Source organism: Paraburkholderia sp. RL17-373-BIF-A, assembly GCF_046030175.1.
Lineage (GTDB): Bacteria > Pseudomonadota > Gammaproteobacteria > Burkholderiales > Burkholderiaceae > Paraburkholderia.
The window spans coordinates 13,994-38,597 of record NZ_JARESO010000048.1; the positions used below are offsets into that span (position 1 = coordinate 13,994).

Annotated in this window: 23 protein-coding genes and 4 pseudogenes; 9 read left to right on the forward strand and 18 right to left on the reverse strand. The window is 58.8% G+C overall.

Translation table 11 applies throughout. The annotated features are described in order from the left end of the window. Positions 1-25: 25 nt before the first annotated feature. Both P0D80_RS36975 and P0D80_RS36980 read right to left on the reverse strand, forming a co-directional pair. Complete coding sequence (locus tag P0D80_RS36975; protein ID WP_165923964.1) at positions 26-190, reverse strand: hypothetical protein; 165 nt, start codon at positions 188-190, stop codon at positions 26-28. Positions 191-289: 99 nt separating this feature from the next. Next, complete coding sequence (locus P0D80_RS36980) at positions 290-469, reverse strand: hypothetical protein (protein ID WP_408178670.1); 180 nt, start codon at positions 467-469, stop codon at positions 290-292. Positions 470-951: 482 nt separating this feature from the next. Between P0D80_RS36980 and P0D80_RS36985 the strand changes: the two genes are divergently transcribed. Together P0D80_RS36985 and P0D80_RS36990 are read left to right on the forward strand one after the other, a co-directional pair. Beyond that, on the forward strand, positions 952-2,025 hold the full coding sequence (locus tag P0D80_RS36985; protein WP_408291203.1) for a type II asparaginase: 1,074 nt from the start codon (positions 952-954) through the stop codon (positions 2,023-2,025). A 291-nt stretch (positions 2,026-2,316) separates the two neighbouring features. Next, a pseudogene (locus P0D80_RS36990) lies at positions 2,317-2,501 on the forward strand (transposase); the annotation flags it as partial. Between the two features lie 495 nt (positions 2,502-2,996). Here the strand turns inward: P0D80_RS36990 and P0D80_RS36995 are convergent. The 4 genes from P0D80_RS36995 to P0D80_RS37010 all read right to left on the reverse strand — a co-directional run bounded on the left by P0D80_RS36995 (position 2,997) and on the right by P0D80_RS37010 (position 8,431). Then, positions 2,997-4,442 (reverse strand): DEAD/DEAH box helicase, encoded by a 1,446-nt coding sequence (locus P0D80_RS36995; protein WP_408291205.1) that lies wholly within the window; start codon positions 4,440-4,442, stop codon positions 2,997-2,999. A gap of 408 nt (positions 4,443-4,850) precedes the next feature. After that, the gene (locus P0D80_RS37000; RefSeq protein ID WP_342960633.1) at positions 4,851-5,435 is read right to left on the reverse strand and encodes a DUF308 domain-containing protein; all 585 of its coding nucleotides are present in this window, start codon (positions 5,433-5,435) and stop codon (positions 4,851-4,853) included. A 516-nt stretch (positions 5,436-5,951) separates the two neighbouring features. Beyond that, positions 5,952-7,046 (reverse strand): BMP family ABC transporter substrate-binding protein, encoded by a 1,095-nt coding sequence (locus tag P0D80_RS37005; protein WP_408291207.1) that lies wholly within the window; start codon positions 7,044-7,046, stop codon positions 5,952-5,954. Between the two features lie 287 nt (positions 7,047-7,333). Continuing rightward, positions 7,334-8,431: a porin gene (locus P0D80_RS37010; RefSeq protein ID WP_408178674.1), complete on the reverse strand. Its 1,098-nt coding sequence runs from the start codon at positions 8,429-8,431 to the stop codon at positions 7,334-7,336. Positions 8,432-8,556: 125 nt separating this feature from the next. On the opposite strand from P0D80_RS37010, the gene P0D80_RS37015 reads away from it, so the two are divergent. Beyond that, positions 8,557-8,793, forward strand: a complete 237-nt coding sequence (locus tag P0D80_RS37015) for a hypothetical protein (RefSeq protein ID WP_408291209.1) — start codon at positions 8,557-8,559, stop codon at positions 8,791-8,793. Here the strand turns inward: P0D80_RS37015 and P0D80_RS37020 are convergent. The 4 genes and pseudogenes from P0D80_RS37020 to P0D80_RS37035 all read right to left on the reverse strand — a co-directional run bounded on the left by P0D80_RS37020 (position 8,736) and on the right by P0D80_RS37035 (position 11,820). Beyond that, the gene (locus tag P0D80_RS37020; protein ID WP_408291211.1) at positions 8,736-9,689 is read right to left on the reverse strand and encodes a PDR/VanB family oxidoreductase; all 954 of its coding nucleotides are present in this window, start codon (positions 9,687-9,689) and stop codon (positions 8,736-8,738) included. The genes P0D80_RS37015 and P0D80_RS37020 overlap by 58 nt on opposite strands. Positions 9,690-9,743: 54 nt before the next feature. Beyond that, positions 9,744-9,866 (reverse strand): annotated as a pseudogene (locus tag P0D80_RS37025) (IS5/IS1182 family transposase); the annotation flags it as partial. Positions 9,867-9,949: 83 nt separating this feature from the next. Then, positions 9,950-10,315: a Rieske (2Fe-2S) protein gene (locus P0D80_RS37030; RefSeq protein ID WP_132380096.1), complete on the reverse strand. Its 366-nt coding sequence runs from the start codon at positions 10,313-10,315 to the stop codon at positions 9,950-9,952. Next, positions 10,312-11,820, reverse strand: a complete 1,509-nt coding sequence (locus P0D80_RS37035) for an amidohydrolase family protein (RefSeq protein ID WP_408178677.1) — start codon at positions 11,818-11,820, stop codon at positions 10,312-10,314. The genes P0D80_RS37030 and P0D80_RS37035 overlap by 4 nt, the downstream gene beginning before the upstream one ends. Before the next feature lie 146 nt (positions 11,821-11,966). Here P0D80_RS37035 and P0D80_RS37040 point away from each other — a divergent pair, with 146 nt between their 5' ends. After that, positions 11,967-12,914, forward strand: a complete 948-nt coding sequence (locus tag P0D80_RS37040) for a LysR family transcriptional regulator (protein WP_408178678.1) — start codon at positions 11,967-11,969, stop codon at positions 12,912-12,914. 33 nt (positions 12,915-12,947) lie between these two features. On the opposite strand, the pseudogene P0D80_RS37045 reads toward P0D80_RS37040, so the two are convergent. From P0D80_RS37045 to P0D80_RS37060, 4 genes and pseudogenes are all read right to left on the reverse strand, one after another. Further along, a pseudogene (locus P0D80_RS37045) lies at positions 12,948-13,539 on the reverse strand (IS5 family transposase). Between the two features lie 346 nt (positions 13,540-13,885). Continuing rightward, positions 13,886-14,827 carry a LysR family transcriptional regulator gene (locus P0D80_RS37050; RefSeq protein WP_408178770.1) on the reverse strand — a complete coding sequence of 314 codons (942 nt, stop codon included), beginning with the start codon at positions 14,825-14,827 and terminating at the stop codon, positions 13,886-13,888. Positions 14,828-14,963: 136 nt separating this feature from the next. After that, positions 14,964-15,500 carry a carboxymuconolactone decarboxylase family protein gene (locus P0D80_RS37055; protein WP_408178679.1) on the reverse strand — a complete coding sequence of 179 codons (537 nt, stop codon included), beginning with the start codon at positions 15,498-15,500 and terminating at the stop codon, positions 14,964-14,966. Positions 15,501-15,559: 59 nt separating this feature from the next. After that, positions 15,560-16,573, reverse strand: coding sequence for an HPP family protein (locus P0D80_RS37060; RefSeq protein WP_408291215.1), 1,014 nt, complete (start codon positions 16,571-16,573; stop codon positions 15,560-15,562). A 100-nt stretch (positions 16,574-16,673) separates the two neighbouring features. Between P0D80_RS37060 and P0D80_RS37065 the strand changes: the two genes are divergently transcribed. After that, a complete protein-coding gene (locus P0D80_RS37065; RefSeq protein ID WP_408178681.1) occupies positions 16,674-17,549 on the forward strand; it encodes a LysR family transcriptional regulator in 876 nt (291 codons plus the stop codon). A 148-nt stretch (positions 17,550-17,697) separates the two neighbouring features. On the opposite strand, the gene P0D80_RS37070 is transcribed toward P0D80_RS37065, so the two are convergent. From P0D80_RS37070 to P0D80_RS37085, 4 genes and pseudogenes are all read right to left on the reverse strand, one after another. Continuing rightward, positions 17,698-19,191 carry an acyl-CoA synthetase gene (locus tag P0D80_RS37070; RefSeq protein ID WP_408291217.1) on the reverse strand — a complete coding sequence of 498 codons (1,494 nt, stop codon included), beginning with the start codon at positions 19,189-19,191 and terminating at the stop codon, positions 17,698-17,700. A gap of 19 nt (positions 19,192-19,210) precedes the next feature. After that, a complete protein-coding gene (locus P0D80_RS37075; RefSeq protein ID WP_408291219.1) occupies positions 19,211-19,504 on the reverse strand; it encodes a hypothetical protein in 294 nt (97 codons plus the stop codon). Positions 19,505-19,739: 235 nt separating this feature from the next. Continuing rightward, the gene (locus P0D80_RS37080; protein WP_408291221.1) at positions 19,740-20,441 is read right to left on the reverse strand and encodes a potassium channel family protein; all 702 of its coding nucleotides are present in this window, start codon (positions 20,439-20,441) and stop codon (positions 19,740-19,742) included. 203 nt (positions 20,442-20,644) lie between these two features. Further along, positions 20,645-20,824: pseudogene (locus tag P0D80_RS37085) on the reverse strand (transposase); the annotation flags it as partial. Positions 20,825-21,065: 241 nt separating this feature from the next. Between P0D80_RS37085 and P0D80_RS37090 the strand changes: the two are divergent. The 4 genes from P0D80_RS37090 to P0D80_RS37105 all read left to right on the forward strand — a co-directional run bounded on the left by P0D80_RS37090 (position 21,066) and on the right by P0D80_RS37105 (position 24,468). Beyond that, positions 21,066-21,911, forward strand: coding sequence for a transglutaminase-like domain-containing protein (locus P0D80_RS37090; protein WP_408291223.1), 846 nt, complete (start codon positions 21,066-21,068; stop codon positions 21,909-21,911). Positions 21,912-22,287: 376 nt separating this feature from the next. Continuing rightward, positions 22,288-23,508 carry an NHL repeat-containing protein gene (locus P0D80_RS37095; RefSeq protein WP_408291225.1) on the forward strand — a complete coding sequence of 407 codons (1,221 nt, stop codon included), beginning with the start codon at positions 22,288-22,290 and terminating at the stop codon, positions 23,506-23,508. Between the two features lie 371 nt (positions 23,509-23,879). Further along, positions 23,880-24,035, forward strand: a complete 156-nt coding sequence (locus P0D80_RS37100) for a hypothetical protein (protein ID WP_408291228.1) — start codon at positions 23,880-23,882, stop codon at positions 24,033-24,035. Positions 24,036-24,156: 121 nt separating this feature from the next. Continuing rightward, positions 24,157-24,468, forward strand: coding sequence for a DUF4148 domain-containing protein (locus P0D80_RS37105; protein ID WP_408178689.1), 312 nt, complete (start codon positions 24,157-24,159; stop codon positions 24,466-24,468). The last annotated feature ends 136 nt before the right edge of the window (positions 24,469-24,604 follow it).

Here is a 24,604-nt window from a genome sequence, read left to right on the forward strand (position 1 = left end):
TGTTTGAGGTTGCTGTCAACGCGTATCAATCCTGCTCCGCCAGCTCATCGTGCATGGACGCGGCGAGAAGCTCGGCGAAGCGCTCGAGCGCCGCGACTGAGCCGTGCACTGTGCGGTACTCCTGACGGCCAATCTTCGCGTCAAGCACCACTGTCATGCCCGATTTCCGAGCCAGGTCAAGGATGTCCATCTGATGCTCCACATCGTTGAATCATGCGATTCTGTTACCACTCTGATGCGCGCGAGCCGTTTGCCCACACAATCCATTTTAAGCACTATGCACTGGACATCAACGCAGCCACGGTGAATTCACAGTTTTCAAAACGACAACAATAGAGACGGCGACCAGATACTGCTGTTGGTGGAAGCCGTTGAAATCCTTGGGATGTTCTCTGCCAGGGCCACGTAACACGTCGCTGTCCAATCCACGGAAACTGTCGCCGTACGAAGCCGCTGCCAGTGGCGTCACGTCCAATTCATACCACGACCAAACTCCAACGCCATCGTGCGCGTGCTCTCAAGAGACGCAAAGTTGTTCTTGGCGAAGCGCCAGCAGGAGCGCGAACGCGGCGACCGCCGTCGAAGACGGAGTCAGTAGCGGGTTCTGGTTTTCGGCGCTGGAAGGCTGCGGTTCATATCGAGTTTGTCCTCTACGCACGTCTCTTCAAAAAGATTTGCGCAACCGAAATTCCCCGAGGAAAAGCCCGCTGTCAGCTTATCCATAGCGCAGTATCAAGTTTTTTAATAATCAGGAGACCCCGATTGGCTTTGTTCTGTTGGTCACTAAACTCTTGCCATTGGACCGATAACTAATCGAGTTCCGGTGTCCCCAGAGGTGGTAATGCCGGCAGTCCCCAAGGTCCGATTATCCTCTCCCGCGTCATCCGCGGAGGCGCAGGCAACATTTACACTTTGAATCTGGAGTCCATGGTGCGAGACATAAGTGCTCAGATGAGCAAGTACAGGAATCTTTTCTGTTCGGCCTTGGTATTTGGCTTTATTTCGTCAGGAAAGGCGATAGCGCAAGTTCAAAATCAAACACAGACGACGCTGCCCCATGTCGCCGTGCTGGCGACGGGTGGCACTATCGCTGGAACCGGCGCGAGCGAAACGCAAACCACCGGCTACAAGTCCGGCGTCCTCACTGCGGACGTTCTATTGAAGTCCGTTCCGTCGCTTGGAAAGGTGGCGCGGGTGTCTGGCGAGCAGGTGTCGAACGTCGGCAGCGAGAACATCACTAATGAAATTTTGCTGAAGCTGGCCAAGCGGGTAAATACACTTCTTGCTCAACCTGACATCGCTGGCGTGGTCATCACGCATGGAACAGATACGCTCGAAGAAACGGCCTACTTCCTCAACCTGGTGGTGAAAAGTGACAAGCCGGTGGTCCTCACTGGCTCGATGCGCCCGTCGACAGCAATTAGCGCCGACGGTCCCAGCAATATCCTTCAAGCCGTAACAGTTGCCGCCTCCCCAACTGCGAGAGGACGTGGCGTACTAATTGTCCTCAACGACCGCATCGGCTCGGCTCGATATACGACGAAGACGAACGCGAACACGCTCGACACGTTCAAGAGTTCGGACGATGGATTTATCGGCACGTTGATTGACCAGGTGCCGCACTTCGAAACAGCTGTAGCCAAGCTGCAAACAACGCAGACTCCGTTCGACGTATCGAAGTTGGATTCTCTGCCGGAAGTCGACATCGTCTATGGGCACCAGAACGACGGGGGGTACATGTATGACGCTGCGGTGGCTCACGGCGCTCGCGGCATCGTCGTGGCGGGCGTCGGCGCGGGTAGCGAGTCTCTTCTCACGCTGCCGTCTATCAAGAAGGCTGTAGATAAACGAGTCGTCGTGGTCCGCTCGTCGCGAACCGGCAGTGGCTATGTCCCCGAAGACTCGGCTTATATCGGTCTTCTCGGCGACAACCTCAACCCGCAAAAAGCTCGCGTTCTCCTGATGCTCGCGCTGACGGTGACGAACGACCCTGCTCGCGTGCAGGAGATGTTCCAACAGTTCTAAACGTGCGACCAGCGCGGCGACGTTGACGCCAGTCATCGCCGCGCGCTTCGTCTATTAAGCGTAGCCTCCAAGGCCCTCAAACAGATGTCCAACTGCGGCCGCTTTTCCCAACGTGATATGTAGAGATTTCGGCGCGGAGCAAGCGCAGTCGCTGTTGCCCGCGACTTGAAAGCAGTTGCTACGAGCTTGAGCTCGAAACGTGTTCAGAGTGCGTCGTGGCAAAGCGCCATCATCCTCTGGACCATTGTGCTCGACCCGTTGAGTTCCATCTCGCTGGTGAAGAGAGCGTTCATCCGCCGCCGAACGGTCGAGCATCCATTTGGCACGATCAAGTCGTGGATGGGAGCCACCCATTTCCTGACCAGAACACTCAACCGTGTGGTCACGGAAATCGCTTGCACGTGCAGGCGTACAACATGAAGCGAACGATCAAGCTACTCGGCGCGGTCGCGCTGATGAAAGCTATTCGGGCCTAAGGGCCAGCAGAAAACTCGACTGCCCTCCTAGACGCGACGTGGCGCTGTTCCCGGCAAACCGGAGCACGCGAAAGGCAGACCGCCATAGCCTTGCGAGAGCTACCAAGCCACGACCCCGCCGGAAACCTCCCGAATCGTTTCTCCTTCGCGTTTTGACACACTCCGGGCCGAATTCGGAAGTACGAGGTCAGCGCTGCAAAGCGCGGCCGCCGACCTGGTCTGGACTTCCGTACCAGACTCAAGGCGGTAGTTCGCGTTGAGGGAATCAAATGACGGCTTTCGTTTGAGAAGCGGACACATTCACCAGAGACGACCTCGATCGAACGCTCGCTGCGCGCGATTTCAACGTCCGCTCGGCCCCGAAGTTGTTATCGATCCGGGATTCAGTGCGCCGTTACCCGCCGACCTGATGCACGCCGCAGCCGCGCCGCTGCCCGTCAGCGGGCCGCAAACCGCCAGCCTGTTCCAGGGCCTGGCGTTACTCATCCCCATGGATCAGGGTTGGCGTTTGCCGCGGCCACCAGCGGGTTTGCCAGCCGGCTTACGTGAATCCGCAGCTGGCTTGCTGGCGGGTTTGCTGCGTGGCTTTTGCACGCTGAATGGGTTGCCGCTGGACAAGTTTGTGCCTTTACCCGAGGCCACAGCGCGCTGCGCTGCAGGCTTGCGTTTGTTTTCGCCACTCTGCGGTCGCGGTTTTTTGCTGGGCACCTGCACGGCACCCGGCGTAGCTTGCGGCACTTTCGGTTTCTTAGGTTTTTTGGGTTTCTTGATGATCTGGCCCGTCGCGCTAGTTTGCGGCACGCGGTGTTCGGCTTCAAAACCCGGCACTTCTTCACGGCGCAGCGTTTGCCGGATCAGCGCTTCAATCGCGGCCAGTTGCGGCGCTTCATCGGCACACACAAGGGACACCGCCGCGCCGCTGGCGCCCGCGCGGCCGGTACGGCCAACACGGTGCACATAGTCTTGCGCCACGATCGGCAGATCAACGTTGATCACCAGCGGCAGGTCGTCGATATCCAGCCCGCGCGCAGCCACATCGGTGGCTACCAGCATATGTACTTCGCCCGTCTTGAAGCGCTCCAGCGCACGCAGGCGCGCGGGTTGCGGTTTGTCGCCGTGGATGGTGTCGACCGCATAGCCCGCTTCATCCAGCATGGCCGCCAGGTAATCCACGCCATTGCGGGTTTTGACGAACACCAGCGCGTGCTCCCAGTTGTTCTCAGCCACAAGGTGCATGAAGAGGTCAGGCTTGTTCTTTTTATCCACCGGCACCACCCACTGCTTGATCTTGCCGGCCGTGGCATTGGGTGGGCTGACGCTGATATTGACCGGGCCGCGCAGAATGCCGGCCGCCATGGCGCGGATATCATCCGTAAACGTGGCAGAGAACAGCAGGGTCTGGCGCTGAGCGGGCAACGCAGCAAAGACGGCGTTGAGTTCGCGCGCAAAGCCCAGATCCAGCATGCGGTCGGCTTCATCCAGCACCAGCGTTTGGACTTGATCAAACTGCACTGCGTTCTGGCGATTGAGATCTAGCAAACGGCCCGGCGTGGCAACGAGCACATCCACGCCTTTGCGCAACTTCATCATCTGCGGGTTGATACTCACACCGCCGTAGGCGGCCAGAAACCGTAAGTCGAGGCCTTTGCCGTAAGCGATAAAGCTTTGCAGCACCTGTTCGGCCAGTTCACGCGTGGGCACCAGCACCAGAACACGCGCGCGGTTGCTGGACACCGCGGGGCCGTGCTGCACCAGCCGTTGCAACAGCGGCAGCGCAAAACCCGCCGTTTTGCCAGTGCCGGTCTGTGCCGCAGCCATGACGTCCTTGCCACTGAGCACAGCAGGAATCGCCTTGACCTGCACCGGCGTAGGTGTCTGGTAATTGAGGTCCTGCACATTACGCAGCAAGGGATCGATCAGGCCAAGCGAGGCAAAAGACATTGGCGTATTCCGGGCTAAAGCCGCAATTCTAGCGGTTACGGTTACAGCCTGTGCTGAAAGTCTAACGCCTGGGATTTCTGGGTGTTGTCTTTGGCGGGTAGTCTGAAAGTGCAGTGGTTGCACCCGACGAAGTCGACCCGGAGCCGTTACTCCAACACGCGCGGTCGGAACGACCGCTTCAGCGGTACAGCCACCGGTCATCTTGTTAAATTCATAGGGGCGCACCTGTATCGACATCAATCGGATGAGAGCGCAAGCGAGAGGCGGCGACCGAGGGTTGCAGCACCACGCCGCTAACACGTAAGACGTACCATTGCTCAGCAGCCTATTCGACTTATGCCAGCGTTGACCTTGTAGTCGTCGCCAAATCGCAGCACCTGCAAAATACGGCCACGATAATCCGGTCATTTAATGCGTCGATGCAAACTTGCGCCGCAGTTGGCCGGCCGATAGCCACAACGCGGAGACAAGAAAATAGATCGCGCCGACACCTGCGTAGCCGGCCACTTTGACAATCGCCGGAGGCACTGATGCATGGGCCTGCGCGATAAAAAACGCGCCCGCCAGCGCCGATTGGCCCCCGCTCAAAATCATTGCCCATTGCGCACCAAAGCGCTTCCAGCGGCGAACGGCGGTGGCGAGCTGAAGCAATCCGGACAGAATGGCCCAGACTCCGAATACATCAAGGACCAGGCTTGTGTTGACGCTCAATACTACAATCACCGCAATCGCTATCACCGCGCTAGCGAAGACGTTGAAAGCCTGAGTAGGGTTTTCGCGCATCCCACCGCTACGCGACATGTCGACATAGTTAGCCAGCGCATCCCATACGGGATAGACGATGAGCAGTGCTGCTCCGATCGCCGTGGCATGCTGCCCGATGGCGAACGCGAGCGCGACCCACACGACAGAAAATGCGGCACGGATAAAATAATAGTGTTTGAGCCACTGCTCACCCTGAAGGCGGGTGGTATCTGAAAGATGATCAGCCATTGGAACTCCTTCAAAATTTTGTCGACCGCGTCGCCTTGAACGACGCGCCAGGCTCTCGTCGCGATGAGCTGTCGGCAGGATCACACCAGCGTCATCGCGACAAGAATCCTGTGTTGGTAGAGATCATGGCATTCGGCCTGTCTTGATGGCATCGGTCAAACGACCGATAGGCGTGCGCCGAGTTCGGCGTGCTCCATCGGCTCCGAATCGTCGCCAGGCTCGGCGGCCGCGTCGGAGTCCGCAGTCGTTTGCCCTGGTTGTTTGGCCGCCCGAGCCTTCACCGGTCAGTTGAAAGGGGACCTTTATGAGCGTCCCGACCACGCTACTTCCCCTGCGGGCAGAGCAGCGTCATGCAGCGGCTACGCGCCGATCATCCGATGACGCAATGACGGCGCTCATCGACCGGTGCCTATTCGACGATCCGTGCAGTGGTGGCCCCGCGACTGGACATCGCGACGATTCAGACAATCAGCAGGAAGCGCCGGGATGGCCTAAGCAGTCCCGAAACTCCAACGTCTATTTCGGCAGTGAACCGTCGACGCCATCGACGTACCAGTTGATGCGCTGAAGGTCTGTATCACTGAGCGTCTTGCCGGCCGGCACCTTTACTTCGCCCGCCTGATCCTTGAGCGGACCGGTGAACACATCCCACTTGCCGCTCGCGATCTGGTCGCGCTTTGTCGCCACGTCCTTCAGCGCATTGGCCGGAAGCGCCGACGTGTTCAGGTCATCTAGGCTAACCCCTTTCTGCGGAATGCCCCACCACACCGGATCGTTCTTCCACTTGCCGTCCAGCACCTGCTGGATCGCCGCGGTGTAGTACACGCCCCAATGCGCGACCACCGAACCGAGGTGGGCGTCGGGGCCGAATTTCTTCATGTCCGAATCCCAGCCGAACGCATGCACGTGCTTTTCCGAAGCGGTTGCGAGCGTGGCGCTCGAATCAGTGTTCTGCAGCAGCACGTCGGCGCCCTGGCCGATCAGCGTTTCCGCCGCCTGCTTTTCCTTGCCCGGATCGAACCAGCTATTGATCCAGATGACCTTGGTATGGATCTTCGGATTCACCGAGCGCGCGCCGAGGGTGTACGCGTTGATGTTGCGGACCACTTCGGGAATCGGCACCGACGCGACAAAGCCGAGCGTATTGGTCTTCGTCACGTAGCCTGCGGCGACGCCCGCGAGGTACGCTCCCTGATACATCCGCACGGCATAGGTGCCGAAGTTCGGCGCTTTCTTGTAGCCGGTTGCGTGCAGGAACACCGTGTCCGGGAAATCCTTCGCAACCTTCAGTTCGAAATCCTGGAAGCCGAAGGTCGAACCGATAATGATCTTGTTGCCCTTGTTCGCCAGATCGCGGAACACGCGCTCGGAGTCGGCCGATTCCGGCACGTTCTCCACGCGTGTGATCTTGATCTTGTTGCCGAACTTCGCTTCGACTTCCTTCGAACCTTGGTCATGCCCGTAGGTCCAGCCGGCGTCTCCCGGGTTGCCAAGGTAGACAAATGCGACGCCGGGGGCGTCGGTTGCCGAAGCGCCTGATGCACCAATCGCTGCTGACAGCACAAGTGCTAAACGGGCGACTCGTGGCGCATTCAGCCATGTCATCTTCATCGTGATTCTCCAGTCCTGTACGGTGTTTCTATGTTGTCGTGAAAAATTTGGGGGGAAATCGGTCGGCCACAAGCATCTGAGCTGCCGTCTGCCCGGCGTTGTGCTGCACATCACAGGGATTTGACAGCTGCTCGAGGCGACGGCGCTGGATATGCCCGATCAACCATCCATGTTTGCAAATTTGATTCATCCGGTACCTAGTTCGAAGATGGCCCCTCGCTGTCAGTCGGTACGGACACTCGACGCACGGACTCGAGAAGCCGATTGCAGAAGTCGTTCTGTGAGATTCAGAACTTCGTGCGGATACCTACGCCGTACGTGTCGCCCGAAGTCTGGTTGCTGAGGTGGTCGTACATGTAAGCTGCGTAGACGTCAGTGCGCTTGGATAGCGGATAGTCATAGCCGATTGACGTCGTCTGACGCGTCTGGTCCAGACCGCCGCCGTCGCGCGAGTACGCGAACGACGCCATGATCCAGCCCAGGCCCGCCGGAACCGTGAGGCCGCCCTGTGCGGTGTTCACGTGCCAGCTGCCGGTGTCCTGCGCGTTGTCGGTGTACATGTACTGACCGAAGAACCTGACGTACTTCAGGTCATAGGTCGCACCCAGTTGAGCGACGCTCTGGCTCTTCATGCCCGCGAGCCCGACGCTCTGCGCGAGGCTGGTCAGGTCGCCCGGGGCGCCGTTGAAGTTCACGTACTGATACACGCCGGTTGCCGCGAACGCACCATGGAAGTAGAGGAACTGAGCGCTCCACTTCTTCGCACCGTTCTCATCCGCCGTATTGCCGAGGGCATACACCACGTTGGCGCTCAAGCCATTGAAGTTCGGCGACGAATATTCCACCGCGTTGTTCCAGTCCGAGCCGCCGACCACGCCCATGTCGGTGGTGTACGTCGGAAAGGAGCCGAGGCCGAGGTACGTATGCTTGACCATCGGCGAGAACGTGTACGAGTTGACGAACGGGTTGAACTGGATCGTCGAGACGTATAGCGGTGTCGTCAGACGTCCGGCCGTGACGATGCCGTACGGCGATGCGATACCGACATACGCGTTACGCGAAAAGAACGTGTCGCCCGTGAAGCTGCCGTACGCGCCGTTCTGAGCCCGGAAGAAGCCTTCCAAAGCGAAGATCGCCTTGTAGCCGTTGCCCAGATCCTCCACTCCACCCAAACCCCAGTAAGAGGTGGCCATACCACCGCCCGACACCACCGCTGCACCCTTGCCGTCCGGGAATTTCTGCTCGCCAACCCATTCGTCGACCAAACCATACAGTCGCACGCTTGATTGCGCATGTGCTGAATTTGTGACCAACAACCCGAATATGCTAGCGAGGGCTGTGAATTTGACTGCGGTTTTTAGCGTACGGTGGACGAGAGGCTTCATGGATTCTCCAGTAATTTTGTCGAAAAAAATATAACTGTGGCCGGCAAGGGACTTCGCCTCGCCGCGCTGTTCTTTGAGTAGCTTCCGGGGGGCCGCAGAAGGAGCGCCCATCATCGATCAGTCAATTGAACAAGGACAACGCGCGGTTCGTTGCCGAGGCGGGTGACGCGACCAAACAACTGCGCGAGCAGCAGGCGTTAGGCGTGCGACAGCAGACGGCGCTTCATCAGCCGTTGGCCGACGAGAGGAGGCGCTCGAAGGTCGAGCAAGACGACATCTCCCGCTTGCTGGAGCGCGCAGCCGCTTACAGATCGAGCAGCAACTCCGGCGTGCGCGAGCGCGAACAACACGGCAGAAACTGATCGTTTCCTGCCCGCTCCGCTTCCGTGAGGTACACGTCGCGATGATCGGGCTCGCCCTCGAGCACGCGTGTCAGGCAGGTACCGCAAACTCCCTGCTCGCACGACGTTTCGAGGCGGACCCCATGCGCGGCAAGTGCCTCGATGACGGTCTGGGACGTGCTGACCGGAATGACACGACCACTTTTCGCGAGCCGCACGTTGAACGCGTCGTGCGGCGAAGCGGCGTCGGACGCTTGCGCCGGCGCACTGAAATATTCGCGGTGAAGATGCGCGTCGTCCCATCTCGCCTGTTGCGCGGTAGTCAGCACATGGGTCATGAACCCGCCCGGGCCGCAGACATACAGATGCTTTCCCGGCGCGGGCGCACCCATCGCAAGCGCCGCATCGAGCGCCGGGCTTCCCCGCTCCGCGTCGACATGCAGAAATGAACGCTCGCGCAACGCCGGCGAATCCAGCCGGTCACGAAACGCGGCACGCGAGCGCTCCCGCACACAATAGTGAAGCTCGAACGATGAGTTCAGCGCGGCAAGATGTTCGGCCATCGCGAGCAGCGGCGTGATGCCAATACCACCGGCGAACAGGATCGACTCCGTAGCGGCCGCCTCGAGCGGAAAGTGATTGCGCGGACCTTCAATGCGCAGCACGTCGCCAACCCTTAGCGCATGCATCGCGATTGATCCGCCTCGCGACGCGGCATCGCGCTGAACCGCGACCATATAAGCGCCAGTGGCTTCTCGACGGCCGCATAGCGAGTACTGACGGACTACGCCCGGCAGACAGATGTCAATATGCGCGCCCGCTTCGTAACCGGGCAATGATTGTCCGTCGAGCGGCGTGAATTCGAACGCGCGGATGTCGACAGCGACATCCTCAATACGGGAGACGACAACGTTCATGGCAAAAGAAACGTGTAGTAAGAGACGGTTTTTATAAACGCTGTTGAACTCGCTGAAGAATGTTCCGCAGATCAAGCAACAGTCCAGTTTGGGGAACGCATCGTGAATGTCCCCACGATGTTCAAAGCGAATACGCAGGCGGCGGAAGTTATGCAACCAGGCATGTGGACGCTCGACGTGGTTCGCTTTGCGCTTATCGGAATAAGCGAAAAAGATCGATCACGAGGCCAATTTCCCGTAGCAAGATGCAATCAAATCGATTAAGCATCCTTCACGACAACCTTTTTTGGGATTCGAACATAGAGCAGTCCGTCGGTTTCCCTCACATCAAAAACCTTGATCCGAAATCCAGGACAGTTCACGCCTTTTCCATCGGAGAGTCGGAAAGTAAAGGCATGGAGTGGGCACTTGATCATAGATTCGTTCATAATGAGGTCCCCCTGCGTCCAAGAAGCGCCCTGGTGTGGGCAACCTCTATCCACCGCCCGGAAACCGGCCTTGGTCCGGTGAATCACGATCGTCTCATCACCGATCTTCACGCGCAGCGGAAACTTGAGGTCACCAATTGGTACCGGTGATGCTATAGCCCATTCAGCATCAGCACTATGTGCTTGCTCGCAGTTCACAGGATCTCAGCAGAAGCTTGGTTGGCAAGGATCTCGCGAATACGCGAGAAGAAGAAGTCGCGCTCTTGACACATGATGAATAGCCCAGCCTGTATCGGGAATTGGTGATCGGTGAAACTGGAATAGAGTGAATCCAAACAGGCCTTGAGCGTCAAAACGTGGCGTTTCCTAACCAAATGGAAGATTCGCTGTAGCTCCAATGCTTTGTCGTAATCGAATTCTTCCTCTGGTGTGATACTCCACTCCACGTGAGCAAGCGCATTGACCAGATCACTCAGAAATTGTTTCTGTGGAGCAGTTAGCCACTTCGCCCTTTGTGGAACCTTTTCGTCAGAGTACTGGACCAGCCAGTTACTCTCTTTCTTTGCTCGTTCCATGTCACAGTCGAAACGCTGCCCGTGTTTGAACGCCATCAGAGGTTTCAGATACGCGGAAGCTGTGCGTTTATGCAGAATGCAGTCGGTTACCACAAGGGGCTCTTTGACCAGGTCGAACACCGTGATATCCGCGGGCATACCTGGAGCGAGAGTACCTGCCTCATCCTGCAAGGAGATAGCCCGCGCGGCTCGGTCGGTCACTCTTGAGATCACGTCGTACAAGCCCATTCCCAAGATCATCATTGCCGTCATCACGTTCGCCAGAGACTTGACCGGGGTGACAACGTTGAACTGCTGCAGATCGGAGCTGATGGTGTCCGGCAGTAATCCCTGACTGAACGCCTGCTCAGCCACTTTCCAGGCAAAGTTGTAGCCACCGAAACCAACATCGAAAAGCACGCCCCGGTCCTGCGCTCGACGGACAAGATCGAGGACTTTACCGTGGTCGTCGACTACCTTTCCCATGTTTCCGTGGTAGACATGCGTAATCATGTCACCCGGCTCTGCAATCCGGAAAGCCTCCATAGCCAGAGTCTCTTCGACCTTGTGCTGCTGAAACTCCCCAATGTGCATGTAGAGAGGTACGCCAAGAACCTGCGCCAGCCCCTTCGAGATCTTGAGCGACCCTGGCCCATAGTTGCCCATCGCGTTGCATTTGAGATAGCGGAGCATGCCTCGCTTCTGCTTCATGAAATCCACCCATTCGGACAGGGGAATATTTCCCAAGCTACGTATCTCACCCTCAAGGAAGTTCAACGCGATCAACCCGAGTGGACGCACGAACGGACCAGCGTAAAGGCTCGTATGGAGACCATCCATTGTTGCCACGAACTCGTCGAGCACACCGATACCTGCGCCTCCCGCATCCACAAAGGTGGTAACCCCCTGGTAGACACCAATTGCGTCGGGATCCGAAAAACCAAGCGTGCCGTATGTATGAACGTGAATATCAATCCAGCCAGGCGATAGATAATGGCCGGTCAAATCAAGCACTTCGCCATCAACGTGCGATGCATCACCAACGAATTCGATACGCTGATTCGCGACGACAACATCAGCAATGGCGTCGATTCCTTGCTTGGGGTCTATGACGTGTGCCCCCCGCAGGATCGAGGTATCCGATTTCATATTGAAATCCTTGTATATCTGAGCTTCGGTAGGGCAATATTGGGCGGACTCGGTGTCGATTAAAAGCGCAATTTTTAGTCTCGGGTGTCCACTTTTTGTATACACCCATCCCGACTGGACGCCACATTGCATGAAAGGAGCCCCCCATGCACCTGCATAGCCGAGCCTTGAAATATCTTGACGAAGTCACGCGCACTGGTTCGATCCGCAAAGCGGCGATGTCCTTGCATGTCACCCCTTCCGCAATCGACCGGCGGATACTGTTGCTAGAGGAGCAACTCGGCACGGCGATCTATGAACGTCATGCATCTGGCTTACGCTTGACGGCCGCCGGCGAGATACTGGCTCAACATATCCGACGGACACTGCAGGATCTGGAGCGCACCAGATCCGAGATCGAGGATTTGCGAGGCCTGCGCCGAGGACGAGTCTCTATTGCGGTCATTGAGGGGGTGGCAATTGATCTACTTTCAACAGTGCTCACTGAATTCGGCAAGAGTTATCCCCACATCACCTTTTCCATCACCGTTGCTCCCTCGGCTGCCATACCAACCCTGGTTGCGTCAGGCGAGGCCCATATTGGCGTGTCGTTTAATTCGCCGATAACTCGTGGGGTGCGTCGCATCGCTTCGGCCGAACTTGAGATAGGCGTGGTTATGCGCCCTGATCATCCATTGGCCTCAAAGAAATCGATCAGGGTCGTGGATTGTGCGCACTATCCGATTTGTTTTGCTACAACCTCTATCTCAGTTACGTCCGTCGTCAACGACGCTCTGTCGCAACAGAACATCGACCTCGAACCGTTTATCATGTGTAACTCGGTGGAGACGTTGAAAGCGTTAGTGCGGGACGGGGCCGGCCTCATGTTCAAAAGCCGGCTTGGAATCGAGCGAGAGATTCGGAATAACGAGCTTATCTTTCGGCCACTCGTGGAAAAGTTGACTGAACGTCTATTACTCATTGAACAAAGCGGACGTAAACTTCCACCGATTGCATCAAAACTTCAGGAATACTTTAAAGACGCATTAGCCACCATGGAAATGCCACGTAACCGTGGGGCTCATCCTCGGAAGAGATTGGGAACGATAGAGTGAGCAACTCATAGCTCGACATCGGGAACTGTTTTATTAGGGTCTGTTTACATTTACGACTGGGCCAAACGCGCAGCCAAGCGATGCAAACACGAGATAGCTCTCCGCGAGCTTGTCATGTCGAGTGGAGACGCGGTGACAATGCTTGATGCGATTGAAGAACCGCACGACCAGGTTGCGTGTACGGTACAGGACACGGTTGTAGCGGCGCTTTGTGTTGCGATTTGAACGCGGGGGGATCACGACCTTTGCGCGGGTAGCCCGAATCCGTTGCGAAATGGTCAGCATCGTAGCCGTTGTCTGCGATAACCGCTCCCGTGTGCAGATACTCGACCAGTTGCGCGGCACACGTGATGTCGACGACCTGTCCTTCAGTGACGATCAGTCGCAACGGGCGACCCTTCGAATCCACCGCCAGATGTAGTTTGGTGCTCAGTCCGCCTCGGGAACGTCCGAGCGCTTGCGGCCCGCTTTTTTAACGCCACGGACTGCCGGTTCGGGCAATCCATAGCAACGCTTCGAGGAACCAGCGATTGTTGAATGCCGTTGGGCCAGGGTCGCCTTCCTTGCCCGGCAGGATAGCTTGGACTTTGTTCCATACTTCGTCGCGCAGTAACGTTCGTACCATCCTGTGTCGCAGCGCAAAAGACAGGATGCAAACACATTTTTTCAAATGTAAACAAACCCTAGCACGCCGCAGTCAGCGGTGGCTTCGACGGTTCACTAGCGTTCTGTGAGCGGCGGTCCATGCACGGTTCTCCCGGCGGGGGGGACGGCTCGCCCCGTTGTATTCGTTGAAACTGGCGTTTTACTTTGCAACTCGGCAGTCAACTGATTCCTGCAAACTATTGCATCCACCGGTTGAATCCGCCACCCTGAGGAGCCATTGCGTCCGCAAAACAGGAACGTCCGCTCACGTCGTGACCGGCCATTCGGTAGCGCCGGACGACTGTCTCCTCGCGGCCGGGTCGTGCCTATTGACCGGACGATTGCCGTTCTTTCGTGTCACCAAGTCCCGCCAGGAACCGCTCAGCCAAATCGGATGTGTCCAGTCGCTCGATCCACCACTCCAATGCTCGCCCCACCTTGTCTTCGCGCCAGGCCAGGTAGCAATTTGTCAGTTCACGCACGCCGACAATGTGTCGGGCGACGAGTCTCCCCTCATGGATCGGCCCTTCCGCTACGCGCTCGGGCAGCATTCCGACAGCGATACCTTCGCACAACGCTTCAACCTTCGCGCCCAGTGTCGGCACGACAATCACCATCTGTCCATCGTGTTTGGCCACCGATTGAGGTGGCAGCTTGCGCGAAGTGTCGCTTATGACAACACCTCGGTATCTTGCGATCGTCTCGCTTCGCAACGGCTCGAGGATGCCTGCTAGTGGATGGTCCGGTGCAACGACGAACACGTGTCGGAGCGTGCCGATTGGTCGAGCTGCGATGTTGGCGGCATGCGGCGGCTCACCAAATGCACCCACGGCCAGATCGGCCCGTCGGGTAATCAGCGCATCCCAGACTCCCCCAAGCACCTCGGTGGAAAGGCGTAGTTGGGTAACCATCTCGAGATCGTAGAAGGCACGTACATACGGCCACAAAGATGCGGAAGGCAAGATTGCGTCGAGGCATATCCGCAACTCCGATTCCCAGCCGTCCTGTATTCCCTTTGTTCTGATTTCCAGATGTCGAGCAGCGTGTAAAAGTTGCCGCCCTTCATCGACAAGGAAGCGACCGGCTTGCGTGAGTTTTGCTCGTCTGCCGCTGCGATCGAAAAGCTCGACGTTCATATCGCCTTCCAGCTTCTGCACGAGGTACGTGAGTGACGAAGGAACTCGATGCAACGACGTTGCTGCTTCAGCGAATGTGCCAGTGCGGTCAATCGCGTCCAAGACCGCAAGAACTTCAAACGAAAGCTTTATCGCCACAGACGTTGCGTCCTCAGTTGTTGCTACCCGTTGATCGCCGTCAGCGCGAACATCGAGCAATTTTCAGCAGCGCTTGCGCTCGCTTGGGCTCACGCAAGTACTATGAATGGAAGGAGCCGATGCTTTCGCACTAGTCCGCAGCAGGGAAGTCGAGCGTAGTGTCGTTGATACGGTTAAACAGATTGGTGAATGCAATGCTGGCTATGGCCATCGCGACATCGACGATTTGTGCATCGGTGACACCGGCCTGTTTGACCTCGGTTATCACATCGGTTTGAACTGTGCCGCTCGTTGTGATTAGATGCAGCACAAACTTGGCCAACGCATCATCGTGCGCGTCGCCCGACGGCCGGGCCTGACGCAACGCCAGAATGGCCTCACGGTCAAGGCCCATTTTTTTGCTCAACAGCGTGTGTGCGGCGACGCAATAGCCGCAGCCGGTTGTCTGGCTGACGACCAGTTTAACGACTTCGATATCCCGTGCGCTCAAGTTGCTCTTTTTGAGCGATGCCTCAAGACTCAGTACTGCCTCCAGCGCGACCGGGCTATTAGCACCGATTCCAATGTATGAATTCGGGACCTTGCCGACAGCCGCTTTGACACCTTTAAACAATTCGGCCGTGTGGCCGGTGGCTTCAGACACTGAGATAGTATGGAAGCGAGGCATGTTGTATTCCTTTGGGGCGGTGAAAAATAGGCAAATAGCGGGCGGATGGCGCGTGAAGCTTAGTGAACCTGATCAGTCATCCGCTGTGAGCGTGTGCTTTGATCAAGCAATAGGGGACGAGCGAGCAGAAATGCGCCGACAAGCGCCGCACTACCCAGTGTGACAGCGAGCACGAAACGCCAATCAGGGTGCAGCATGATCTGTGGCAAAAGACCCACCGTCAGGGCGGGTGGAAAGTGGAGTCGCAGTGCACGTAACGTCACGATTCCGACCAGCAACGAAACGACGACGGACAACGGGCCGGCGCCGAACCACAAAAGCGCGGCGAGCCCCACAGCGGCGGTGATCGTGCAGACAAGGGGCAAAGTGAGGGGCCGCTTCGCCCATGGACGGATGTTAGCGTTGGTGAAGATCTCGAATGCGGTCATAACAAGTGGGGGAAACAGGATCAGCCGTAGACCGGTGACGCGGGCTAATCCGTACGCCACGAGAACAAACCCGAAGAAAATGAAAATGGGTAGCCACATCCTGAGCCGGGGCGCACGCTGAATTTCATCGGCTTGGGCCACGGTATCGAGCGCGGGCGCCTGACCAACATCGCCCGAAGCCAATATACGGCCATAGATCGTGGAGACGAGGGCCAGAATCGCCATCACGGCAGCGATGGAGATTGGATACCACCAGCTCGTGATACCGAACACGAGGGGCAGAAAGGCTGCGGAAATGGCTGGCATGATGGGCGAACGCATCAAACCGATGATCAGTATCGCGCCGGCAATGGTCATCGCCACCGACCATAGGCTGTACACCATCGCTTGCGTGAGCGCGGTGCCCAGTGCCGCGGTCACAGAGGGCGTGATCGCCAGCATGACCGGCGAGCGTGCCCACTCTCCCGCGGGGCGCGTGAATACGTCATAGCTCAACGCGGCCAGTTCGGGAAAAAGAACGTAGAACGCGCCAGTCAAAAGCGCCGCCTTCGCGACAGCAGCGAGAAGGACAACCGAAAGCACTGGCCCAAGGATCAATGCGTCGGTGAACGTGCCACGTCGGTCGCGGCGCATGGAAATGCTCATCAGAAATAAACCCTACCGGCTTGCATAGTCCGATGATAGGGATTTCGGATTTGTGCGAATATTCCCCGTATCTGCAACCCTACCTTGCGTTAATGCACCGATGTTCGATTGGGAAAACATTCGATATTTCTTGGCTATTGCTCGCATCGGGACGCTGTCGGGCGCCGCCCGAAGCCTCAAGGTTGATCACGCGACGGTGAGTCGGCGTTTGAGCGCACTGGAGAGCGAAATCAAGACCTGCTTGATCGAGCGCCAGCCCAGGACTTGCAGGCTCACGCCGATCGGCCAGCGCGTGTTCGAATTGGCGCAGGAAATGGAAGAAGGCGCGTACGCTGTCGAACGACTCCTGGACGCCAGCCGTTCGCCGCTGAGCGGCAAGGTCACGCTCAGCGCACCGCCCGTCCTCGTGGCGAATTTTCTGGTTAAGCATCTAGCAGACTTTCGTCGTGCAAATCCAGGCGTACAACTGTCCGTTTCGTGCGAAGCACGTCAGGTCTCCCTAAGCCGAAGGGAGGCAGATGTTGTCCTGAGACTGACTCGGCCGGAGGAACTCACGAGCGTCGCGCGGAAGCTGGGGCGCGTGTCGTTTGGTCTGTACGCGAGCAAGGACTATCCTCATCTGCACGATCCGTCCGCCTGGGAGTTCATCGCCTATGACGCTGGCTTCGTCGGCGTGCCACAGCAGAAGTGGTTGACGAGCGTTGCAGGGAAAAGGCCTATTGCCTGCGAAATCAGCGATATCAATGGCCATCTGGTAGCGGCGCGGGCAGGCGCGGGCGTGGCGGGTCTCCCAGATTTCCTGGCGGATACCGATGCGAAGCTGCAGCGCCTCACGTACGGTGGCGAAGCGTTTTCGCGAGATATCTGGATGGCTGTTCATCGAGACTTGCGCCGTTCGCCGCAAATACGGGCAGTCATGGACTTCCTGGTGAAAATCGTAGCCGAAAATCCCGCCTTGGCGGACCATCGACCCTAAGCGGACGCTCGTTGCATTGACGCGAACGTCCCTTGTTGGCCGAGCCCGGTCCCCTGCGATGAAGCGATCAGGCTCTCGTTGTCGTACTTGCCGAAGGGCGTATGCGCCCAGCCGGCGATTCCGGTTGCCATGTAGACTCTTCCGGTACTCAGATCTGCTTGCGCAATTCGCGCTTCAGCACCTTGCCCGTGCTGTTCTTGGGCAACTCGTCGATGAATAGGTAGCGCTTGGGTCGCTTGAAGCGCGCGATGTTGGCCAGGCAATGCGCGTCCAGTTCTTCCTGCGTCACCGACGCGCCGCCGCTGAGCGCGATGAAGGCGACGACGATCTCGCCCCACTCCGGGTCCGGCGCGCCGACCACACATACTTCGGCCACGCCGGGATGACGCAGCAGCACTTCCTCGACTTCGCGCGGATAGATATTGCTGCCACCGCTGATCACCACATCCTTCGAGCGGTCACGCAGCGTCAGGCAGCCGCGCTCGTCGAAGGAGCCCATGTCGCCGGTATGCAGCCATCCTCCGCGCAAGGTGTCCGCCGTCGCCGCCGGATTGTTCCAGTAGCCCGCCATCACTACGTCGCCGCGGCAGACGATCTCGCCAATTTCGCCGGCGGGCAGATCCCTGTCCTGGCCATCGACGACCCTGACCTCGACGCCGGTGCGCGGCCAACCAACCGAACCGAGCACGTTCTCGCCGGCGTCCACGTGGTCGCTACAGCGCATGCCGGTGATCGTCATCGGCGCTTCGCCCTGGCCGTAGATTTGTGCAAGTACGTGGCCGAAGGTATTGATGGATTTTGTCAGCTCATCGACGTACATCGGTCCGCCGCCATAGACGATGCAGCGCAGGTGGCGGGGACGCAGCCCGCTGCGCTCGACCTCCTGCCGCAGGCGTTGCACCATCGTAGGCGGGAGAAAAGCGCCGCATGATGCATGCACGTTGCACAGCGCGAGGAATTCGTCCGGCTCGAACGCACCCGAAGCGGGAATCACGTGCCGCGCGCCACGCGCGATGTAGGCCGGTATGTACATGCCCGAGCCGTGCGACATCGGCGCGGCATGAATTTGCGATGCGTGCTCGTCGATCTGCTCGATGTCGGCCAGGTGCGCCACCGCCATCGCCAGCAGGTTACGGTGCGACAGCATGGCTCCCTTCGGTCGACCGGTCGTGCCGCTGGTGTAGAACAGCCATGCGAGCTGCTCCGGCCGCACCTCGACCGGCATGGCAGGGGCGGCATCCAGGCATTGCTGGTAAGCCGTCTCGCCGATGGCCACTACCGGACGCTGTGCGCGCAACTGCCCTGCCAGCGGCAGCGCATGTTTCGGCGAGGCGAACACCACGGCGGCTTGCGCATCCTCGGCGATCTGCGCCACTTCCTTCGCATGCAGATTGGCGTTCAATGGCACGGCCACCATGCCGGCCCCCCAAACGCCGAACATCAGCTCGACATATTCCGGCCGGTTTTCGCTGACGATGGCGATGCGGCTGCCGGGTTCGTACATGCTGCCCAGTGCATTCGCCAGCGCGAGTGCGCGCCGGTGCAGTTCCGCATAGGTGGCAAACAGTTCCGTGCCGTGGAAAACCGCCTCGCGGTCGGCAAAGCGCCGCGCGGAACCGTCGAGCAGGTGGAAGAGGTTCACTTGCAATCTCCGGGGAAAATCAATGCACGCCCATACGGCGCGCCGACAGCCAGTCGAAAATCAGGGAGGTCGCCTCGGCCAGCAACGCGCGTTGCCCGGCGTAGTAGTGGGTCGCTCCCTTGACAACGTGGAAGATGTTGTCGGTCGATAGCGCGGCATCATGCAGCATCTTCGAATGCGGCTGCGGCACGGCGTCGTCGGCGCTGTTTTCAATCACCAGTAGCAATCCGCCACCGCTCCAGCCGGCCAGCACGACTTTTTCCGAGCCGAGTAGCGCCTTCCATACGATATGACGCGGCGGCCTGGTGTTCAAGGAAGATGCTGGAAAGAAGGTCCGCGCCAGCCTTGGCATTGAAGTGACGTCTCGCCTCACTGGCGGCGCGATGTCGCTGCCTTGGCGCTTGCGGCCGAAGTCCTTCCAGAAGAGCATGAATCCGTGTTGACCGTCGTCCGCAGGGGCAACACTAAAATTGAAGGGAAGCGGTTCCGTCCTAAGAGAACCTTTGCACAATCGGCGAAACCTGACCCTCAGGGTCGGCACAGTGGCATCAGGATTTGTTCGAACCGGACCCGCTCCCTGCGACTTGCAAGGACACCAGTCGTGCCAGCACGATAGCGGGATAGAGTTGACCGATCAATGCTTCGAGATTCGAAAGCGACCTCGCCACGTGCGCGACGGGCGTGATATCGCCATACCCTACGGTTGTCAACGTGACAAAACTAAAGTACACCAACGTCGAGCGAGCTACGGAACCGTCATGCGCCGAAATGCCTACAAAAGAACCGGGAACTACGATGCTGATGAGCTGATACGCGTCAGCCCAAACGAGCCCGACCAACATGTAAAGCGCGACTGCTCCCCCGATCCGGTCGCGTGTCACCGTACCGGCTCCGAACACCTGCGTCCCCATGAGCGCGCCAAGCAGCGTAAGTGAAAGGATTCCAACTGCGTCACGGATCGGCAGCCCGGAACCATTTGGCGATAGCCATCCTATCCAGCGCACGACGATCGCGACGAACATGACCAACGCGATCCACGCGAGTCCTTTCGAGCGTCCTGGGGCCGCCGCCACTCCGCACACGAGAATCGACGACAGAAGCACGTCTTGTGCGATTCTGTCGATCACACTGTTCGACGTAACAACGACCGGCAGAACGAACACCGTGATGATGAGCAGCACCAGCAGAATGACCATGCCGCCGTTGCGCAGCCGTGCGGCGCGCTCTCGCCAACGTTGTATGTATGTCATGATCCATCCCGCTTAACGTGCATCCGCGTCTGTCGCAAGGCCCGGGTGCGATGGGCAACTGCTCGCTTCCGCGAGTCGCCGGTCACGCTATCGCGTCAAAGGGCAGTTTATCCCCTCGTCAGCGGACATTCGCGAACGGATCGCGACAGACCGTGTATGGCCGGCACCTGCCTGACGCGAAAGACCGTGACCGACCCATTGCCGATCTGGAGCATCACGCCAGGGTGATAGGACGGGCGGCCCGTGATCGCCGGCATGGTACCGTTGAAACCAAGGTCTGCAACGTCCAACTCGTCGACGAAGGCGTCTATGACTCTGACCGGGTTGTCCTGTCCGATGTAGTCATCGACGCATTCGGGGAGTAGTGCGACCTGCTTGCGGTCATCGCATTCAACGAATCACTAGCGCACGGGGAGAGGCGTGCTGCGCTGCCTGTTGCTGCTCGCCGTCATCGAGATGAGGCGAGTTGGAACCGGTATCGCTAGCGGGCATGTTCGGAGTCTTCGGAATGTCGCGGGGCATCCGGCATCGGCGTGGAGAACGCCGCCTCGGGAACGGCCGTTGCTCTCACTTTCGTCAAGGCGTCAGTCAGGCGCCCGCAGTGCCGCCGATAAGGGTGATGGAATGAGACTTCGCGTGGGTTACGAATTGGTGTACGAGTGTCCGCAACCGACGCCGATGCTTCTGATGCTTAACACGCACTATTCCCGCGCACAGGACATGCTCGTTCCGGATCACATAAACACCGTACCGTCGGTTCCGCTGCGGCAGTATCAGGACACGTTCGGCAACCTTTGCACGCGTCTGACTGCGCCGCCAGGCGTCCTGACGCTGTCGGCACGCGGCCTATTCGAGGTGCCGCCGAATCACGAACTATCCGGCTCCAGCGACTATCAACATGCGATAGAAGAACTCCCCGACGAATGCATGATGTTCCTGCTCGGCAGCCGCTACTGTGAAACCGATCTGCTCTCCGAGAGTGCGTGGCAACTCTTCGGCCAGACGCCGCTCGGACGTAGTCGCGTGCAGGCGATTTGCGACTTCGTGCACAACCATGTCCGCTTCGACTACAACTGCGCCCGCCCGACGAAAACGGCGTGGCAGACGTGGCAGGACGGTGCGGGCGTCTGCCGCGACTACGCGCACCTTGCCGTCGCGATGTGCCGCGCGATGAACATTCCGGCGCGCTACTGCACGGGTTATATCAGCGATGTGGGACTTCCACCTCCCTACGCACCGATGGATTTCTGCGCATGGTTCGAGGCGTATTTAGGCAACGGCTGGGAGACTTTCGATCCGCGTAACAACGCGCCGCGCACGGGACGGATTCTGATGGCGCGCGGCCGCGATGCTGCCGATGTCGCGATCAGCAATACATTTGGCCCGTCGCTGCTCAGCAAATTCACGGTCGTCTGCGAGCCGGACAATGGACCCTCGAGCGACCTGCGGCGAGCGAGCCTCCGGACATAAATCGCCATGTCATGACGACGACACGGTCATGCAACTTTTTCGCCGTGATGCCCGGCTCGGTTGCAAGCCATTGCTGTGTTCTGGGCGCGTATGATCAAACGGATCTTCGCGGCCGTCTACCACGCGCTGAATTGGGGCGCAAACCATCACGAGAAAATTCGGTTTGGCTGGAGTTGCCCTTTGATCTGCTCGCTGTGTGCGACGGAGGGGCACGCGCGTCTCCGCTGCGGGCCGCCCGAACACGTCTTCCGGCACCGACATTGCTGTAGCAGCTCACAACCTTGCAATTGACCGCCAGTTTCATACGCTAGAAGTACGCCTTACGGTGTTCGACCTCCTGGGCTTCCACGCGCCACGGTTCAAAAGGAGAATAGTGATGGCAAACGCGACAAAGTGGATCACGGTGCTAGGCCACAGCATCGCCGGTTCAAGTTGGAAAGCACCATGTCGCGTCTCTTGTCGGCGCTTCCTTCGCGCTTGGCTCGGCGTGCTCTGCGCCCTTCTGCTGGCAGGCAACTTCGCCCAGGCCGCTACTATCCATGGAGGCGATATCCTGGTTGTCGACGCTCGTGCGAGCAAGCTGTTCCTTGTAGATCCCAATACCGGCGCCCGCACTATCATCAGTGACTTTCTGGATCCGACACAAGGGCCTGTGGACAGATCGTTTCTCGCGGGTGTCGCTATAGGACGGGGGCAGATATTCGTCACCGCTGCTACTAGCGGCATTTACGCGGTCGATCCGCGCACCGGTAACCGGACCCTCGTGAGCGACTTCACCACCGGGCCATTTCATGGAGACGTCTTTGGCTCGACAGTGGATGCGTCCGGACGTCTCATGACAAATTGGGCGCAACCGCAATTCGGTGGCGCTCCGAGGTCAATTGTTCGCATAGATACACTGACGGGCACCCGCGTTGTGGTCAGCGATCTCGCGAACCCGGCTCAGGGCGACGTGTTCAATTGTTGCGTCGCGTACTTTACCGACCTCGGGCTGGAGAAAACCGGGGCGGTGGTCGCAAGCGTCACGTGGTTCGTCCCCGTCGGCCCCAGCCGGGACGTAGGAGACATGTACCGGGTCGATCCGGTTACGGGTCAACGATCGCTGCTCAGCGATTTCAACAGCCCGGCACAGGGTGCCACCGGCTTGGTACCTTCAACCGGTATTGCGGTCGAGACCTCCGGGCAGATCCTGGTCAATTCGCACGGGTCGTCAATTGCGCCCGTCCCCAGAAATCTGCTTCTGCGAATTGATCCCAATACCGGGAACCGTGCTGTCCTCAGCGATTTCGACAATGCTGCGCAAGGACCGCTTGGGTGGCGCCTTTCCGGCATCGCCCTGGAGCAGCCGAGGGAGGGAGGAATAATCGTTGGCGCGGGTAACCCAGCGAATAGGGTCACCGACCCAACCCTGCTCTTCCGGGTTGACCCGCAGACCGGGCGACGGACTTTGCTTAGTGATTCAAGGGATCTGAAGCAAGGACCGCCGTTCGTGTGGATCTCTGAGATTGCGGTTGTGCCGGAAAACGCCAACGACGCGGGGTTTGTCGCCGCACCCCGAACAAATCCGTTCGCGAGTCCATTCGGACCGCTCGAATGAATTGCAGCGCAGACACTTCCGCAAGCCCTTTTCTGCCGCGCTGACCGCGCGGCTCCCGTCGGCCTTTGGGTAACCGCAGTAGGTGGTCGTCTTCGAGCGCCGGCGGCGCGGCACCGCCGCGCCCGAGGCTGATCGCAAACGACTGGAGCACGAAGCTGGACGACAAGGTGGCGAGTCGAAGAGACTTTCAAAGAGCGACGACGGCTCGGGTGCGCGCCTCGCGTGAGCATTCGCCGCGCGCTTTCCTGACCTGGCTGCTAATAGCGAGGCGGGAACAATGCTTGCGTGTCGCAAGGCAGGGCAAAAGGAGCCTGACATGGCCGAACAGCACAAACCCGGCGAGAAGGTTCAGACGTCTAGGATCTATAAGGGTGAATGAAGGCGACGGTGGCTCCGGCTTCGAAGTGACGTGTGTCGAAGGCGAGCATTTTCCCCCAGCGCGCAGCGGCAAGGGTGTGCGCTACGAGTTGGTTCACGGCGCGACGCACTCGCACAAGCGCGGCGAGCGTGACAGCGGCGACAAGTAGGTATTAGTCGGCAGCAAGACGGCATCGTCACTCGAAGGACGAAACGACTTGACCACGAGACGCCGGGCGCGGCGGCATGCCACTGGGCGGGCTGCCACCATCGTAGGGAAGGACACGTACTATGAGAAGGGCGCCTGGAATACGGTCAATACTTTCAGCTCTGGTGCTTTTGCTCGCCGGTTGTGCCGCCGGCGGCAGGCCGTATGCCGGGCCGCACCTCAGTCCAACAGAGTGCCGCGACCTAGCGGCGCTCAGGACCAACGCGCCCCCTACGATGGCGCAACACCATAGCGAACTGGCTGCCCTGAGGAAAGCGGGCTACAACCCGTCACCGTGGTATGACGATCCATACTACCCGGATGACCTACAAGCGGCACAGCGCCTGGTCGACTACTGGTTCCAAACAGAGTGCCAGCAGCCTCAATCCGGTTGAGAAGTCAAAGGTGAATACCAACCCTCCACGCTTAGCGGCGTGTACTACCTGCACGTCGCATCGCGGTCGAGATCCCTTGGCGCGTGCGGTGGAAATCGTCCAAGGGTTTCGCGCTCAACGAGTCCATCCGATGCGG

Bases quoted from the DNA above. Each gene is read 5' to 3' on its own strand.
- P0D80_RS36995 (WP_408291205.1), bottom strand. From the start codon at position 4,442: ATGTCTTTTGCCTCGCTTGGCCTGATCGATCCCTTGCTGCGTAATGTG.
- P0D80_RS37060 (WP_408291215.1), bottom strand. From the start codon at position 16,573: ATGAGCATTTCCATGCGCCGCGACCGACGTGGCACGTTCACCGACGCA.
- P0D80_RS36985 (WP_408291203.1), top strand. From the start codon at position 952: ATGAGCAAGTACAGGAATCTTTTCTGTTCGGCCTTGGTATTTGGCTTT.
- P0D80_RS37035 (WP_408178677.1), bottom strand. From the start codon at position 11,820: ATGAAATCGGATACCTCGATCCTGCGGGGGGCACACGTCATAGACCCC.
- P0D80_RS37055 (WP_408178679.1), bottom strand. From the start codon at position 15,500: ATGCCTCGCTTCCATACTATCTCAGTGTCTGAAGCCACCGGCCACACG.
- P0D80_RS36975 (WP_165923964.1), bottom strand. From the start codon at position 190: ATGGACATCCTTGACCTGGCTCGGAAATCGGGCATGACAGTGGTGCTT.
- P0D80_RS37010 (WP_408178674.1), bottom strand. From the start codon at position 8,431: ATGAAGCCTCTCGTCCACCGTACGCTAAAAACCGCAGTCAAATTCACA.
- P0D80_RS37095 (WP_408291225.1), top strand. From the start codon at position 22,288: ATGGCAAACGCGACAAAGTGGATCACGGTGCTAGGCCACAGCATCGCC.
- P0D80_RS37105 (WP_408178689.1), top strand. From the start codon at position 24,157: ATGAGAAGGGCGCCTGGAATACGGTCAATACTTTCAGCTCTGGTGCTT.
- P0D80_RS37065 (WP_408178681.1), top strand. From the start codon at position 16,674: ATGTTCGATTGGGAAAACATTCGATATTTCTTGGCTATTGCTCGCATC.
- P0D80_RS37020 (WP_408291211.1), bottom strand. From the start codon at position 9,689: ATGAACGTTGTCGTCTCCCGTATTGAGGATGTCGCTGTCGACATCCGC.
- P0D80_RS37090 (WP_408291223.1), top strand. From the start codon at position 21,066: ATGAGACTTCGCGTGGGTTACGAATTGGTGTACGAGTGTCCGCAACCG.
- P0D80_RS37005 (WP_408291207.1), bottom strand. From the start codon at position 7,046: ATGAAGATGACATGGCTGAATGCGCCACGAGTCGCCCGTTTAGCACTT.
- P0D80_RS37040 (WP_408178678.1), top strand. From the start codon at position 11,967: ATGCACCTGCATAGCCGAGCCTTGAAATATCTTGACGAAGTCACGCGC.
- P0D80_RS37000 (WP_342960633.1), bottom strand. From the start codon at position 5,435: ATGGCTGATCATCTTTCAGATACCACCCGCCTTCAGGGTGAGCAGTGG.
- P0D80_RS37080 (WP_408291221.1), bottom strand. From the start codon at position 20,441: ATGACATACATACAACGTTGGCGAGAGCGCGCCGCACGGCTGCGCAAC.